Below are 15,822 nucleotides of genomic sequence, written 5' to 3'. Positions count from 1 at the left end.
ATGGCCGGGCCTGTCCCGGCCATCCACGCCGATCCGCTTGCGGCGACGGACGCCGATGACACCCAGCCGCACCGCGTGGATGCCCGGAACAAGCCCGGGCATGACGGCTTCTCTTTGGAGAAGCGCTGGACATCTTGCGACCCACAGGAACCGATCTAATGCGTCTTCTCTCCCATCTCCTGTCGCGCTTTGTGGAGAAAGGCGCTCTCACCGTCATCACGGCCAAGGGCCAGCGTTTCGTGTTCGGATCGGGCATCGAAGGGCCGAAAGTCACGGTGCGGATGAAGGATCAGAAACTGGAGCGGGACGTGTTCTTCAATCCGGAACTGGTCGCGGCCGAAGCCTATATGGACGGACGCCTCGAATTTGAGGACGGGTCGGGCGTGTTCGATCTGCTGCTGCTGTTCTCGGTGAACCGCAAGGGGCTCGGCAGCCACCCGGTGCAGCAGGCGCTGCGCAAGGCGTGGCGCTCGGTGAAGCGGTTCCAGCAGGCCAACCCGGTAGGCAAGGCCAAGGAGAACGTCTCCAGCCATTACGACCATCCGGCGGAGTTCTACCGGCTGTGGCTCGACGAGACGATGGCGTATTCGTGCGCCTATTTCGATTATCCCGACCAGCCCCTCGCCGACGCCCAGCGCGCCAAGTTCCGCCATGTCGCGGCGAAGCTGAAGATCGAGCCGGGCATGAAGGTGCTGGAGATCGGTTCCGGCTGGGGTGGCCTCTCCATTTATCTCGCCAAGCATTGCGGGGCGCGCGTCACAGCCATCAACGTCTCGCCCGAACAACTCGCGGAATCCCGGCGGCTCGCGGAGGCGGCGGGGGTGGGCCATCTCATCGATTTCCGCGAGGTGGATTATCGAAATCTCGACGGAAAGTTCGACCGCCTCGTCTCCATAGGTATGATGGAGCATGTGGGCGTGAACCACTTCGACGAGTATTTCACCCAGATTCGCGAGCTTCTCGCGCCCGGCGGATTTGCCCTGGTGCACGCCATCGGCCGCATGTCGCCGCCCGGCACCACCGCGCCCTTCATCCGCAAATACATCTTCCCCGGCGGCTATGTGCCTGCGCTTTCGGAAGTGTTTGCCTCCACCGAACGCACCCACCTTTGGGTTGCCGACATGGAGGTGTTGAGGCTGCATTATTATTGGACCATCCGGGCATGGCGCCACGCATTCATGGCGCGCTACGGCGAGGTCGAGGGCATGATGGGCGCGCGGTTCGCCCGGATGTGGGACTTCTATCTCTCTGCCGTCGAGTTGGGCTTCCTGCACGGCTCCAACATGGTCTTCCAACTGCTCCTGTCCGAGCGTCGTGACGATGTGCCGGTGCAGCGGAACTATATGTTCGATGGCGAGCGCGCGCTTGCAGCTGCGGATCGCGGCCCAGCCTCCCCAACCACGGAGATACCGGCGTGACCGACCTCCCCTTCGCCGCCGACCTCAAGCCCGCCTCCCGCCAGGACTGGCTGAAGCTGGTCGATGGGGTGCTGAAGGGTGCGCCCTACGACAAGAAACTGGTTTCGCGCACCTATGACGGCCTGACGCTCGATCCCCTGCCGCCGCGCAGCCCGGACGCCCAGCCCATCGCCGGTCGGCCGGCCGGAGCTGCCTGGGTCGTCTCGGCCCGCGTCGACCAGAAGGACGAGGACGCGGCCAACGCCCAGGCGCTCGAAGACCTCGATGGCGGCGCCTCCGGCCTCACCCTGGTGTTCGCCTCCTCCCCCCATGCCCACGGCTTCGGCCTGCCGGATGGCGAAGTGCTGACCCGCGTGCTCGACAGCGTGATGCTCGATCTGATCGAGACCCGGATCGAGAGTGGCCATTTCCAGGGCCGGGAAGACGCCCTCGCCTTCGCCAAACTGCTGGATGAGCGCGGACACGACCCCAAAGGGCTGAACGTCTCCTTCGGACTCGACCCCATCGGAGACATCGCAAAGGCGGGTTCCACGCCGATGCCCTGGGCCAACCTCGCGCAACGCTTTGCAGAGACCACCGGCATTCTCGCGGCGCGGGGCTTCACGTCGCCGGTGGCGCGGGCGGACGGTGCAGTGCATCACGCGGCCGGCGCTTCTGACGCGCAGGAGCTTGCCGCCGTGCTCGCCACGGCGGTGGCCTATCTCAGGGCGCTGGAAACGGCGGGCATCGCGCTCGAAGACGCAGCGCCGCGCATCGAGCTGGCGCTGACGGCGGACGTAGACCAGATCGACACCATCGCAAAGTTCCGCGCCATGCGGCTGCTCTGGGCGGCCATCGCCCGTGAGGCCGGTATGACGCCGGCGCCCGCCCGCATCCACGCCACCACAGCTTGGCGCTCCATGACCCGGCGCGATGCCCATGTGAATCTACTGCGCTCGACCATCGGGGCGTTTTCGGCGGGCGTCGGTGGGGCGGACAGCGTGACCGTGCTGCCGTTCAGCCAGGCCATCGGCCTGCCCGACCCGTTCGCCCGCAGGCTGGCGCGCAACACCCAGCTTGTGCTGCTGGAAGAGGCCAATCTCCACCGCGTCGCCGACCCCTCCGCCGGTGCCGGCGCCATGGAGAGCCGCACCGAGGGTCTCGCGGCGGCGGCATGGGACATTTTCCGCGCCATCGAGGCCAAGGGCGGCATGGCGGAGGCCTTGTCGCGCGGCTGGTGGCAGGGCGAGGTTGCGGCAGTGCGCGCGCGGCGCGAGAGGGATGTGGCAACCCGCAAGGAACCCATCACCGGAACCTCCGAATTCCCGCTTCTGGGGCAGACGGTTCCCAGCGTCCTCGCTGCCTCTCCAGCTTTTCCCGCACCGGCGACCGAGACCGCGCTAACCCCGCACCGCCTCGCCGAGCCGTTCGAGGCTTTGCGCGAGGCCGCCGAGGCCGCGCCCATAGCGCCCAGCATCTTCCTGGCTGCGCTCGGCCCAATTACCGCCTTCACCGCCCGCGCCACCTACGCGAAGAATTTCTTCGAGGCCGGCGGCATCGCCGCTCCCGTTCCCGAGGGCTTCGCACGCCTCGACGATCTGATCGGCGCTTTCACCGCATCGGGCTCCACCTTCGCGTGTTTGTGTTCCTCGGACGAGGTCTATGCCGCCGAAGGCGTGGTTGCCGCCGACGCGCTGAAGGGTGCGGGGGCGACCGGCATCTGGCTGGCGGGGAAACCCGGCGATCTGGAAGCCTCGCTGACGGCGGCGGGCGTGCAGGACTTCATCTTCGCCGGGTGTGATGTGGTGCAGGCGCTCGGCAAGGCGCATCGGGCGTTGGGGATCGGATAAGGCCCCCTCCCAGCCCTCCCCCGCAAGCGGGAGAGGGCTTTTATGGTTGCGCCGCCCGCGAGCCCCCTCTCCCGCTTGCGGGGGAGGGCTGGGGAGGGGGCGGGCGGTCTGGGGCCGGTTGCATAACGTGCGCGCCTCGCGGCGCCTTTTGAGTTAGGATGGGGACCATGAGCCGTTTGCCCGCATTCGCCGATATCGACTGGCGCGCGCCGAACCTCGTGCCGCCGCCCGTCGACGCCGCACCCTGGATCACGCCGGAAGGCATTCCGGTGAAGCCGCTGTATGGCGCTGCCGATGTGGCTGGGCTCTCCTTCCTCGATACCTATCCCGGCATCGCGCCCTATCTGCGCGGCCCCTACCCCACCATGTATGTGAACCAGCCGTGGACCATCCGGCAGTATGCCGGATTCTCCACGGCGGAGGATTCCAACGCCTTTTACCGGCGCAACCTCGCCGCCGGGCAGAAGGGCCTCTCGGTTGCCTTCGACCTTGCCACCCATCGCGGCTATGACAGCGATCACCCGCGCGTCGCCGGCGACGTGGGTATGGCTGGGGTCGCCATCGATTCCATCTACGACATGCGCACCCTGTTCTCGGGCATCCCGCTGGACCAGATGAGCGTGTCCATGACCATGAACGGGGCGGTGCTGCCGATCCTGGCGCTGTTCGTGGTGGCTGGCGAGGAGCAGGGCGTGCCCCACGCCAAGCTCTCGGGCACCATACAGAACGACATCCTCAAAGAATTCATGGTGCGGAACACCTATATCTATCCGCCCACGCCGAGCATGCGCATCATCTCGGACATCTTCGGCTACACCTCCAAGGAGATGGGGCGCTTCAACTCCATCTCCATCTCCGGCTACCACATGCAGGAGGCCGGGGCGACGCAGGACCTGGAGTTGGCCTACACGCTGGCCGACGGCGTGGAATACGTGCGCGCCGGCGCAAAGGCCGGGCTCGACATCGACGTGTTCGCGCCGCGCCTGTCGTTCTTCTGGGCCATCGGCATGAATTTCTACATGGAGGTGGCCAAGCTTCGCGCCGCCCGCCTCCTGTGGACCAAGCTGATGACCGATCTCGGCGCCAAGAGCCTGAAGTCGCTGCCGCTGCGCACCCATTGCCAGACATCCGGCTGGAGCCTGACGGCGCAGGATGTGTTCAACAACGTGATGCGCACGATGGTGGAGGCCATGGCGGCCACCCAGGGACACACCCAGTCGCTACACACCAACGCGCTGGACGAGGCGCTGGCGCTGCCCACCGACTTCTCCGCGCGTATCGCGCGCAACACACAGATCCTGCTGCAACAGGAAAGCGGCACCACCCGCCAGATCGACCCCTGGGGCGGTTCCTTCTTCATCGAACGCCTGACCGCCGACCTCGCCTCAAAGGCCTGGGCGCATATCCAGGAGGTGGAGGCGCTGGGCGGCATGGCGAAAGCCATCGAGGCCGGCATCCCCAAGCTGCGCATCGAGGAGGCTGCCGCCACCACCCAGGCCCATATCGACGGCGGCGCCCAGACCGTGGTGGGCGTCAACAAGTACAAGCCCACCAGCGAGCAGCAGATCGACGTGCTGAAGGTGGACAATTCCGCCGTGCGCACCGCGCAGATCGAAAAGCTGCGCCGCCTGAAGGCCGAGCGCAGCGACAGCGACGTGGAAAGCGCGCTAACCGCGCTGACCAATGGCGCGGCCGGCGGCGGCAATCTGCTGGAACTGGCGGTCAACGCCGCCCGCTTCAAAGCAACCGTGGGGGAGATTTCCGACGCGCTGGAGAAGGTGTTCGGTCGGCATCGCGCCGAAATCCGCGCCATCTCCGGTGTCTACAAGCGGGAGGCAGGCGCAATGACCGAGAAGGTGGGCAAGGTGCAGCGCATGGTCGAGGCGTTCGAGCATGCCGAGGGGCGCCGCCCCCGTATTCTCGTCGCCAAGGTCGGCCAGGACGGCCACGACCGCGGCCAGAAAGTGATCGCCTCGGCATTCGCCGATCTCGGCTTTGACGTGGACATCGGCCCGCTGTTCTCGACCCCCGAGGAGGCAGCCCGGCAGGCGGTGGAGAACGACGTGCACATCGTCGGCATCTCCTCCCTCGCGGCCGGGCACCTGACGCTGGTGCCGTCGCTGAAGCAGGCTCTGGAGTCGGAAGGGCGCGGCGACATCATGGTGGTGGTGGGCGGCGTGGTTCCCCCACAAGATTATGAGGCACTGAAGGCGGCGGGCGCCGAGGCGATCTTCCCGCCAGGCACGGTCATCGCCGACGCCGCGCGCGATCTCGTGGTCACGCTCTCGGAGCGCCTCGGCCACGCCCGCGTCGCGGCGGAATAGCCCGCCCGCCATGCCCCCGCGCCCCGCACTGGGCGCCACGATGCGGGTGCTTCAGCCCGCGCCCCATGTGCTTGCCTTCTATGACGGACGGGTGCCTGGGGTCCGCCTCCATTCCCCTGCGCCCAACTGGCTGGACGATGGCGCCTACGAAGCCGGCATCGCCTCCTATGCCGTGATCGATGGCGACCAGGCGCTGGTCTACGACACCCACATCTCCCTCACCCACGCCGCCATCATCCGCCGGACCCTGGAAGCCAGAGGCGTGCGTGAGATGACGGTGGTGCTCAGCCACTGGCATGACGACCACGTTGCGGGCAACGCCGTGTTCGCGGATTGCGAGATCATCTCCAACCGCCTCACCGCAGAAATCCTCGCCGAGAAGCGCGAAGCACTGGAGAGCGCCGACCCGCCCATCAAGCCGCTGGTGATGCCGAGCCGCACATTCGAGGGGGATCTGGCGCTGACGGTCGGCGCCATTCCCGTGCTGCTGCGGCAGGTGAATATCCACTCGCGCGACGGCACCGTCATGCTCCTGCCGGGTGGGCTGATGCTGGCGGGCGACACGCTCGAAGACCCCGTGACCTATGTGGATGAGCCCGAGCGGCTTTCGATCCATCTTAGGGATTTGCGAGCAATGCTGTCCTGGGACGTCGCTCGCATCCTGCCCAACCACGGAGCGGAAGAGACCATTGCCTCCGGCGGTTATGGAAAAGAATTTATTGATGCAACAATATCTTATATCGAGAAGCTCGCTCAGATTTCAAATGAAGTTCACGTAAAAAATGAGGACCTAAGATCCTTTGCCCATGCCGCGTTTGCCACGGGAGCCCTCACCTATTTCGAGCCCTACGAGGCCGTACATAGGATGAATCTCGCTGCGGTGCTGCGTGCGATAAAGCACATTAAGAACGAAACATAGTTAATGAATTTCAATTGGTTATGACAAATTCCTGAATCTCGACGTAGATAAGGGGTTGGCGCCTCAACAGCGCGTCGCCTGCCGTGGCTCCCGCGCATATGCGGGATGCAGGCTCGAACATCTCAGGTGCGTGAGTGATTGGGAATGAGGGCGCGCAGGCTTCAACTACGGGCGCGCAAGCAGGCTATGCGGGATGAGGGACACCGGCCGGCGGGAAGCGCGGCAGCGCCCTACTCCGCTGCGACCAAATCAACGTCGCTGAACAGCAGAAGCTGCTGCTCACGGACGGGAGCGAAGGATTGGCGATGGTGCTTGCACGGACCATGGGCGCGAAGTGCGATCCCGTGGGCGGGGGTGGAATAGCCCATGTGCCGCTCGAAGCCATAGACGGGATAGGCTGCGCCCACAGCCATCATCAGCCGATCCCGCGTCACCTTAGCGACGATAGAGGCGGCGGCGATAGAGGCGATGAGCGCGTCGCCGCCGATCACCATTTCCAGATCGCAGGGCATGGGCGGGGGATCGTTGCCGTCGACGAAGACGAGGGCGGGACAACGGGACAAGCCGCGCACCGCGCTCGCCAGCGCCCAGAGCGAGGCTTGGCGGATGTTGTCCCGGTCGATACGGGTGGGCGGAGCCAGGCTCACCGCGACCTCGGCGGTGGCGCAGATTTCCGCGAACAAAGCCTCCCGTTTTTCGCGGCTCAGCTTCTTGGAATCGTCGAGCCCTTTGGGCACGCGGCGCGGATCGAGGATGACGGCTGCGGCCACCACGGGACCCGCCAACGGCCCCCGACCCGCTTCGTCGGCACCGGCAATCGGCGTCGCGCCCAGCTTGTAGGCGGCACGTTCGCGCGCGAAGCCGAGTCCCGACACTTTCGCCGGCTTGGCTACCACCTTCACGCCGCGTCCCGCCACCCTGTCCTCCTCAGCCAGACCAATCGAATCTCCCCTGGAGCCTAGCTCAGAACTTCGGGGAGAAACCACTTTTCACAATGTTCTCCTGGGCGCTCTGGGCCAACTGTCCGGAATAGAACACCAGGCGCACCCGTCATCGTCGCGCAATCTTGCGCCTCATGGCGCCATTCCCAACTTCCGGAAGCGACAGCGCCGCGCACGGCACGGCTTTTCAAACAGCCGACCCCAGGCCTCAATCGATAGCGGGACGATCCAGGATCAGCGTTGCACCCATTGCGGCCTTGGGTGGAATGACCACCAGTCCCTCGATCTTCTCTTCCAGCATGCCGCGCACCGCGAGGCCCCGCCGCATATCGACGGCGCCAGGCGAAGAAAAGCGCACCCCCGCGATCCTCAGCCCCTCGCCAGCCGGTGCCGGCACGCCGAAACGCTCGGTGAAGATCGCGCGGGTCATGATGTCAATCTCGCCGCGCGCGGTCGAAGCGATATACCAGCCGTCCATCACTCGGCGCGGTGTCGCCCCGGCGAACGTGTCGATGAAGCTCGCGTGATCCAAGGGGTGGTCGGTCACCAGCACCACACCGGCGATGCCGGTTGTACCGTTGGCGTGCCGCTGCATGGACGGAGCCCAGAAATTTTCCGGCCGGCGCTGGGTGCAGGTGAAAAAGCCGGCGTCCGGCGCCAGCGGGTCCTTCGCGAAGGCGAGAGAGAACCCCACCTCCACCTCTTCCCCGTCGGGCCGGCGCGCCTGCCGGGAGAAATCGAACAGATCGAAACCACCGAAACCCGCACCGTCGAAGTCGGCCTTGTCCGCGGCGGGGTCGCGCCCTTCCAAGGACAGCATCGAGAACCCTTCGCCGCACCTGGCGAGAAAATCGCGATTGAATGCGCCGAATGAGAAATGGTCGCCGGCATGGGGCGGAATCTTCGCCGGCTCGGCGATTTCCAGAAGCTCGATGAAGAAGCCGGGCGTCTGCACGATGCGGTTGTGCGTGCCCCAGGGGTGATGATTGCGCGGCCCGACGGTGAAGCCGACCAGATCATACACCTCGCCCGCCGCGTCGAGATCCCTCACCACATGCACCAGGTGATCAAGACCGCGCAACATGGGAGCCTCCCTCAGGGTCGGAGGCCGCCGCCACGCGGAAGCCCGCTGGTCTTGTGGCACGTTCCCCGTCCCACCGGCAATGAACCCGGAATGCGAGGGGGCTCAGACGAGCCGGCTCTGCTCCTTGGCGGCGCCGATGAAGGACGCGAACAGCGGGTGGGGATCGAACGGGCGTGACTTCAACTCCGGATGGAATTGCACGCCGATAAACCAGGGATGGTTGGCGTATTCGACGATCTCCGGCAGGAGGCCGTCCGGCGACATGCCTGAGAAGCGCAGGCCGCACTGCTCCAGCCGCGCCTTGTATGAGGTGTTCACCTCATAGCGATGACGGTGGCGTTCCTGGATGTCGTGGCCGCCATACACGCTCGCGACACGGCTGCCAGTTTCCAGGTGCGCGGGGTAGGCGCCGAGCCGCATGGTGCCGCCGAGATCGCCATTTGCCCGACGCTTTTCAAGCTCGTTGCCGCGCAGCCACTCGGTGAGAAGGCCTACCACCGGCTCCGGCGTTTCGCCGAACTCGCTCGAATTTGCCGCAGGAATGCCGGCGAGATTTCGCGCTGCCTCGATCACCGCCATCTGCATGCCGAAGCAGATGCCGAAATAGGGCACAGCCCGCTCGCGTGCGAACTGCGCCGCGCGAATCTTGCCCTCGGCGCCACGCTGGCCGAAGCCGCCGGGCACCAGAATGCCGTGCACATGCTCAAGGAAGGGCGCGGGGTCTTCCCGCTCGAAGGTCTCGCTCTCGATCCAGTCGAGCTTCACCTTCACCTTGTGGGCGATTCCGCCGTGGGCCAGCGCCTCGATCAGCGACTTATATGCGTCCTTGAGGCCGGTGTATTTGCCGACGATGGCGATGGTGACTTCGCCTTCGGGGTTACGCACCCGGTCTTCGATGGTGGTCCAGCGGCCAAGCTTGGGCATCGGCGCCGGCTCGATGCCGAAAGCGGCCAGGACTTCGGTGTCGAGACCCTCAGCGTGATAGGCGGAGGGCACGGCATAGATGTTGTCCACATCGCGCGCCTCGATCACCGCGCTCTCGCGCACATTGCAGAACAGCGCCAGCTTTCGACGCTCCTCGCGCGGGATTTCCCGGTCGGTGCGGCACAGCAGGATGTCGGGCTGAATGCCGATGGAGCGAAGTTCCTTGACCGAATGCTGCGTCGGCTTGGTCTTCAGCTCCCCCGCCGAGGGAATGTAAGGCATCAGGGTCAGGTGGATGAAAATGGAATGGCCGCGCGGCAGGTCGTTCTTGAGTTGGCGCGTCGCCTCGAAGAAGGGCAGCCCCTCGATGTCGCCGACTGTGCCGCCGACTTCCACCAGCACGAAATCAACCGCGTCATTGCCCTCCAGGACGAAATCCTTGATGGCGTTGGTGACGTGCGGAATCACCTGGACCGTGGCGCCGAGATAGTCGCCCCGCCGTTCCTTGTTGATGATGTCCTGATAGATCTGGCCGGTGGTGATGTTGTCCCGACGGGTCGCGGGGCGTCCGGTGAAACGCTCGTAATGGCCGAGATCCAGATCGGTCTCCGCACCGTCGTCGGTCACGAAGACTTCGCCGTGCTGATACGGGCTCATGGTGCCCGGATCGACGTTCAGATAGGGATCCAGCTTGCGGAGACGGACGGTGTAGCCGCGCGCTTGAAGAAGCGCACCCAGAGCCGCCGAGGCGAGGCCCTTGCCCAAAGAGGACACCACGCCGCCGGTGATAAAGATATAGCGCGCCATGGGTCTTCACTCTATTCCGCGCAAACGCGATTCGGCGAGAGCAAAGCGCAGAATCGCTTCGCCTCGCCTGTGGAGAACCTCACGCGGCGGGAACCCGCCGCGCACGATCACTGAGCCGGAGGAACCTGCGGCCCGCTGGGAGCCGGAGCCGGAGCGGCAGGTGCAACCTGCCCGGCGGGCGCCTGGGGGCGAATCTGGTCGAGAATGGACCCGCCGCTCTGCGGCACGGACGGGCCTGCCGGGATGCCGGGCTGATTAAGCAGCGCCGGAGGGGTGCGGCCCCAGCCGGCGAGAATCGTCAGCGACAGGCTGGTCACGAAGAATATCCCCGCGAGCACGGCGGTCGCCCGCGTCAGCACGTTGGCCGAGCCGCGTGCGCTGAAGAAGCCGCCGCCACCGCCGCCGCCTCCCCCGCCAATTCCAAGGCCGCCGCCTTCGGAACGCTGGATCAGGACGATGCCGATAAGGGCGATCACCACCATCAGGTGAATGACGATCAGGACAGTCTGCATGGATTCCATCGTCTGCGCGCCACTGAATGGGCACGCACCAAATTAATTCTGAATTTCGGCGCGTTCCTACACGATCGCGCCGGGTAATGAAAGGGCGAGGGGCTTGCGTGGGGGGCTGGGCTGGGTTGCGGCGACGACCTTAAAGTCGAGGTATAAATTTTTGCGTTAAATAGGAAACGCAATAAGCGAGGAGCACCGAAGTTTATTAAAAACTGAGGAGCCTCCGATACTTTAATCAAACACCCGTTAATTAGCAGAATTCTGAGAACCAACAGCAATCACATTCACATTTTCCGACATCTCACCGTGCCTGCTTTGACGTTGACCGTTAAACTCAACCAAAAGACAAAATTCTGACGTCCTTTCGATTTTCGAATCGAAAATAGTAAAATATCTTACGATGCAATATAAATAAAAATTCTTATCTCCATTTTTTATATCTAACATCTCATTCCACGGAATAGCAATAAATCCATTATACGCAATTTGTCCTGGCCCAAGCATTGTTTTTCTACTGTAGTCATTTTCAGGTTTTTTCAAAAATTGGAACACCTTTATCAGATTTTGTAATTTTATTACTAATATAAAGGGTCGCATTTAAAGCCGGACTGCGCCCAGAATTCAGAAGCGAAAGCGAAATTACAAAAGCTTGCTCGTGCTGAACACCGTTAATATTGACATTTGTGCCCGTGCCGGTTTCGGGCCTATGTAATGAGATCCATGCTCGCTCTGTTCCCACAGCTTCAGTAGCAGCGTTGGCAGCTCTGCTGGCGGCGATGGTTGCCCACCCCGTAAACAAAAGCGAAAACCCTACAGCAACAAGGCCAATAACACTAATAATCAACTGCCATTGCGCATAGACAACAGTCTCGCGCGCAGAGATAGCCATTTTTTTCTGTTCACAGAGATCGGCCTCAGGATGACTCTCGGTGTCGCCGCAAGTGGATTTGTAAAGCTTGGGCGTGGCTCGCTCTTGATCGGTGGAATAAGAGGCCTGCAGATTCTCCCCCGCTGGAGGCGGCCTCTCTTGCTCGCGCAGGCTCAACCCATTAGCCGGTTGGTTGTTCTCCATTTCGGTTTGTTGCAGGGCTGGTGTTTGGGCCGTTGCCAAAGTAGCCGCCATGAATACGACTGAAATTAATCCCCACTTCGTCGCATGTTTTGGTAGCCAATCGGATAAAGACATGAATAAGCGCCCCAATTAAACTTTCTGCGTTGAAAAATGCCCGGGCCAAGCCCGGGCATTTTCCGTTATCGCGGCAAGTTCAGTGCCCGAGCACCGCCAGCAGCAGCAGGGCCACGATGTTGGTGATCTTGATCATCGGGTTCACAGCCGGGCCGGCGGTGTCCTTGTAGGGATCGCCAACCGTGTCGCCGGTGACGGACGCCTTGTGGGCCTCGGAGCCCTTGTAGTGGCGCACGCCGTCTTTATCCACGAAGCCGTCTTCGAACGACTTCTTGGCATTGTCCCAGGCGCCGCCGCCCGACGTCATGGAGATGGCGACGAACAGGCCGGTGACGATGACGCCCAGCAGCATTGCCCCCAGCGCCGAGAAGGCGGCGGATTTGCCCGCCACACCGCCGCCCGCCACCACATAGATGACGTAGTAGCAGACGATGGGCGAGAGCACCGGCAGCAGCGAGGGGATGATCATCTCCTTGATCGCGGCCTTGGTGAGCATGTCCACCGCGCGGGAATAATCCGGCTTCTCGGTGCCCAGCATGATGCCCGGCTTCTCCCGGAACTGCCGGCGCACCTCCTCGACGATGGCGCCGGCCGCCCGGCCGACCGCCGTCATGCCCATGGCGGCGAACAGGAACGGCAGCAGCCCGCCGAACAGAAGGCCGACCACCACGTAGGGATTCTCCAGCGAGAAATTGGGCGTCACGCCGAAGAAGTAGGTGCCGGGTACGGCCTGGGCGATGAAATATTTCAGGTCCTGGCTATAGGCCGCGAACAGCACCAGCGCGCCGAGGCCGGCGGAACCGATGGCATAGCCCTTGGTCACGGCCTTGGTGGTGTTGCCCACCGCATCAAGCGCGTCGGTGGCGTGACGCACTTCGGCCGGCAGGCCTGCCATTTCCGCGATGCCGCCGGCATTGTCGGTCACCGGACCGAAGGCATCCAACGCCACCACCATTCCGGCCAGAGCCAGCATGGTGGTCGCGGCGATGGCGATGCCGAACAGGCCGGCAAGGCCGTAGGCGGCAAGAATGCCGGCAATGATAACCAGCGTCGGCAGCGCGGTGGACTCAAGCGACACCGCGAGGCCCTGAATGATGTTGGTGCCGTGCCCGGTCACCGATGCCTGGGCGATCGACACCACGGGGCGGTAGCCCGTCCCGGTGTAATATTCGGTGATGACCACGATGGCGCCGGTGACAGCGAGACCGACCACACCGGAGAGGAACAGGTGGAAGCCCGTGATCGTGCTGCCCGGCAAGGTGCCGAACCCCGGCAACAGCCAGGTCACGAGGGCGACCGCAAACACCGACAGCCCGGCGGATGCCCCAAAGCCCTTATAGAGCGCGCCCATGATCGAGGACGTGGGCCCGAGCTTTACGAAGAAGGTGCCAGCCACCGAGGTGAGGATGCACGCCCCGCCGATGGCGAGCGGATAGAGCAGCATGGTGGAGAGCGTCGCCGGCACTGCGGCGAAGAAGATCACCGCGAGGACCATGGTGGCGACCAGGGTCACCGCATAGGTCTCGAACAGGTCAGCCGCCATGCCGGCGCAGTCGCCGACATTGTCGCCCACGTTATCAGCGATGGTCGCGGGGTTGCGCGGGTCATCCTCGGGGATGCCGGCCTCCACCTTCCCGACGAGGTCGCCGCCGACATCCGCGCCCTTGGTAAAGATACCGCCGCCGAGGCGGGCGAAGATGGAGATGAGCGAGGCACCAAAGCCGAGCGCCACCAGCGCATCCACCACCGTGCGGCTACTGGGGGCGAGGCCGAGGCCATGGGTGAGGACGGCGAAATAGACCGTGACGCCCAGCAGTGCCAGCCCCGCCACCAGCATGCCGGTGACCGCGCCCGCCTTGAACGCGATATCAAGCCCGCCGGCCAGCGACTTGGTCGCGGCCTGCGCGGTGCGCACGTTTGCGCGGACCGACACGTTCATGCCGATGAATCCGGCAAGAGCCGATAGGATCGCACCCACGGCAAAGCCGATGGCGACCAGCCAGCCGAGAAAGAGACCCACCAGAACGAAGATCACGATGCCGACGACGGCGATCGTCGCATATTGCCGGCGCAGATAAGCCCTGGCGCCCTCGGCGATCGCGGCTGCGATCTCCTGCATGCGGGCATTCCCAGGGTCCGCCGCCAGAATGGCGCGACCGGCCCAAACTCCATAAGCCACGGCGAAGAGGCCGCAGACGATAATCAGCAGCAAAGCCAACATGAAACCCACCCTTTTTCGTTTCCCAACCCGTTTCAGGTTCTTTTTATGTCTGGGAGTGTGAGGGGTGCGCCGCAAAGTCGCAATGGCAGAGTCGCAGCGTCTCGTTCAGGCACTTTCGGCGGGATGCTGCCTGCTGGACGCTGGCAAGCGGCTGTGCGACTAGCTGGGGCCTGGGAATTGTGACTGAAGGTGCTCGGATGCAGGCGGATGGAAAGATCGTTCCCGTCATCTTGGCCGGGGGGACCGGAACGCGCCTCTGGCCGCTGTCGCGCAACAGCCTGCCCAAGCAATTCCTGGCCCTCGCCACAGACAAGACGCTCTACCAGGACACGCTTCTGCGTGCCCCCGCCGAGGCGGGCTTCCTGCCGCCCATCGTCATCACCAATGAAGACTTCCGTTTTTTTGCACGCCGGCAGGCGAGCGAAATCGGCATAGACGCCACGGTGATCCTGGAGCCGGCGCGGCGCGACAGCGCCCCGGCCCTGCTGGCCGCGTCCGCCGTGGCGGAAAAGCTCTACGGGCCGGACACGCTGGTCCTGGCGCTCGCCGCGGACCATGTGGTCCTCAATCCGCAGGCCTTCCTGGACGCTGTGAAGATCGCCGCCCGCGTCGCAGCATCAGGCAAGATCGTGACCTTCGGCATCACCCCGAACGCGCCCCGCACCAGCTATGGCTACATCCGTCCGGGGACGGCGCTGCCCGAAGGCGGCAATGTGGTGGATGCCTTCGTCGAAAAACCCGATCGGGCGACCGCCGAGGCTTATATAAAGAGCGGCCACCTCTGGAATTCGGGGAACTTCCTTTTCCCCGCATCCCTCATGATCGCCGAAGCCGAGCGTTTCGAGCCGGACATGGCAGCGGCGGCACTGCGCGCGGTGGCGGATGCCACGGAGGATCTCGGGTTCATACGCCTTGAGCCGGAGGCATTTTCCTCGGCCCGCTCCAAGTCCATCGACTTCGCCGTGCTTGAGCGCACCAGCAACGCCGCCGTGGTGGCGGGTGATTTCGGCTGGTCGGATATCGGCGCCTGGGATGCGGTTCAGGAAATCGCGGAAGCCGACGAGAACGGCAATGTGATGCAGGGCTCAGTGGCGCTGCTGGACAGCCACAATTCCTACGTCCGCTCCGAAGGCCCCCTGGTCACAGGCATTGGCCTCGAAGGGGTGTCGGTGATCGCAACCGAGGATGCCGTCCTCGTCATGCCCTCGGACCGCGCGCAGGACGTGAAGAACCTCGTGGCCTCCCTCAAGGCCGCGAAGCACACCGCAGCCGACGAGCACATGAAAATGCATCGGCCCTGGGGCACCTACCAGACCATCTGCCGGGGCGAACGCTTCCATGTGAAGAAAATCGTCGTCGAGCCCGGCGCCAAGCTCTCGCTCCAGAAGCACCATCACCGGTCGGAACATTGGGTGGTGGTTCGCGGCACGGCGGAGGTCACCGTGGACGATAAAGTGTCCACCGTGCACGAGAACCAATCTGTCTATATCCCACTCGGCGGTGTGCATCGGCTCGCCAATCCGGGACGCATTCCACTGGAGCTGATCGAGGTGCAGACCGGCTCCTATCTGGGCGAGGACGACATCGTCCGCCTGGAGGACGTCTACAACCGCTCTTGAGCGTGGCTTGGCTTAACATTGACCATAAGGGGACAGGA

General features: G+C 64.0%; 12 protein-coding genes. 6 read left to right on the top strand and 6 right to left on the bottom strand.

Annotated elements, in window-relative coordinates:
• The 5 genes from ADADO0_RS10840 to ADADO0_RS10820 all read left to right on the top strand — a co-directional run bounded on the left by ADADO0_RS10840 (window position 1) and on the right by ADADO0_RS10820 (window position 6,490).
• Window positions 1-159, top strand: a complete 159-nt coding sequence (locus ADADO0_RS10840; RefSeq protein WP_511305153.1) for a hypothetical protein — start codon at window positions 1-3, stop codon at window positions 157-159.
• Window positions 159-1,418, top strand: coding sequence for a class I SAM-dependent methyltransferase (locus tag ADADO0_RS10835; RefSeq protein WP_511305152.1), 1,260 nt, complete (start codon window positions 159-161; stop codon window positions 1,416-1,418). Before ADADO0_RS10840 ends, ADADO0_RS10835 begins: the two co-directional genes overlap by 1 nt.
• Entirely contained in the window at window positions 1,415-3,247 is a 1,833-nt protein-coding gene (locus ADADO0_RS10830) for a methylmalonyl-CoA mutase family protein (RefSeq protein WP_511305151.1), read from the top strand. The genes ADADO0_RS10835 and ADADO0_RS10830 overlap by 4 nt, the downstream gene beginning before the upstream one ends.
• Before the next feature lie 167 nt (window positions 3,248-3,414).
• Window positions 3,415-5,571 (top strand): methylmalonyl-CoA mutase, encoded by a 2,157-nt coding sequence (gene scpA / locus ADADO0_RS10825; protein ID WP_511305150.1) that lies wholly within the window; start codon window positions 3,415-3,417, stop codon window positions 5,569-5,571.
• 10 nt (window positions 5,572-5,581) lie between these two features.
• Window positions 5,582-6,490, top strand: coding sequence for an MBL fold metallo-hydrolase (locus ADADO0_RS10820; protein ID WP_511305149.1), 909 nt, complete (start codon window positions 5,582-5,584; stop codon window positions 6,488-6,490).
• A 230-nt stretch (window positions 6,491-6,720) separates the two neighbouring features.
• On the opposite strand, the gene rnhB is transcribed toward ADADO0_RS10820, so the two are convergent.
• The 6 genes from rnhB to ADADO0_RS10790 all read right to left on the bottom strand — a co-directional run bounded on the left by rnhB (window position 6,721) and on the right by ADADO0_RS10790 (window position 14,165).
• Complete coding sequence (rnhB, locus tag ADADO0_RS10815; protein WP_511305148.1) at window positions 6,721-7,407, bottom strand: ribonuclease HII; 687 nt, start codon at window positions 7,405-7,407, stop codon at window positions 6,721-6,723.
• Between the two features lie 232 nt (window positions 7,408-7,639).
• Complete coding sequence (locus tag ADADO0_RS10810; protein WP_511305147.1) at window positions 7,640-8,515, bottom strand: VOC family protein; 876 nt, start codon at window positions 8,513-8,515, stop codon at window positions 7,640-7,642.
• A gap of 102 nt (window positions 8,516-8,617) precedes the next feature.
• Entirely contained in the window at window positions 8,618-10,246 is a 1,629-nt protein-coding gene (gene pyrG / locus ADADO0_RS10805; protein ID WP_511305146.1) for a CTP synthase, read from the bottom strand.
• 107 nt (window positions 10,247-10,353) lie between these two features.
• Window positions 10,354-10,758 (bottom strand): preprotein translocase subunit SecG, encoded by a 405-nt coding sequence (gene secG / locus ADADO0_RS10800; protein ID WP_511305145.1) that lies wholly within the window; start codon window positions 10,756-10,758, stop codon window positions 10,354-10,356.
• Window positions 10,759-11,284: 526 nt separating this feature from the next.
• Window positions 11,285-11,944 (bottom strand): hypothetical protein, encoded by a 660-nt coding sequence (locus ADADO0_RS10795; RefSeq protein ID WP_511305144.1) that lies wholly within the window; start codon window positions 11,942-11,944, stop codon window positions 11,285-11,287.
• A gap of 79 nt (window positions 11,945-12,023) precedes the next feature.
• Window positions 12,024-14,165 carry a sodium-translocating pyrophosphatase gene (locus ADADO0_RS10790; protein WP_511305143.1) on the bottom strand — a complete coding sequence of 714 codons (2,142 nt, stop codon included), beginning with the start codon at window positions 14,163-14,165 and terminating at the stop codon, window positions 12,024-12,026.
• Between the two features lie 197 nt (window positions 14,166-14,362).
• On the opposite strand from ADADO0_RS10790, the gene ADADO0_RS10785 reads away from it, so the two are divergent.
• On the top strand, window positions 14,363-15,784 hold the full coding sequence (locus tag ADADO0_RS10785; RefSeq protein WP_511305142.1) for a mannose-1-phosphate guanylyltransferase/mannose-6-phosphate isomerase: 1,422 nt from the start codon (window positions 14,363-14,365) through the stop codon (window positions 15,782-15,784).
• Window positions 15,785-15,822 lie beyond the last annotated feature (38 nt).

The sequence above is a fragment of the Aquabacter sp. genome (assembly GCF_965279295.1).
Taxonomy (GTDB): Bacteria; Pseudomonadota; Alphaproteobacteria; order Rhizobiales; family Xanthobacteraceae; genus Aquabacter.
Note: the sequence above shows the minus strand (reverse complement) of the source record. Positions and strands in the feature narration are given on the sequence as shown.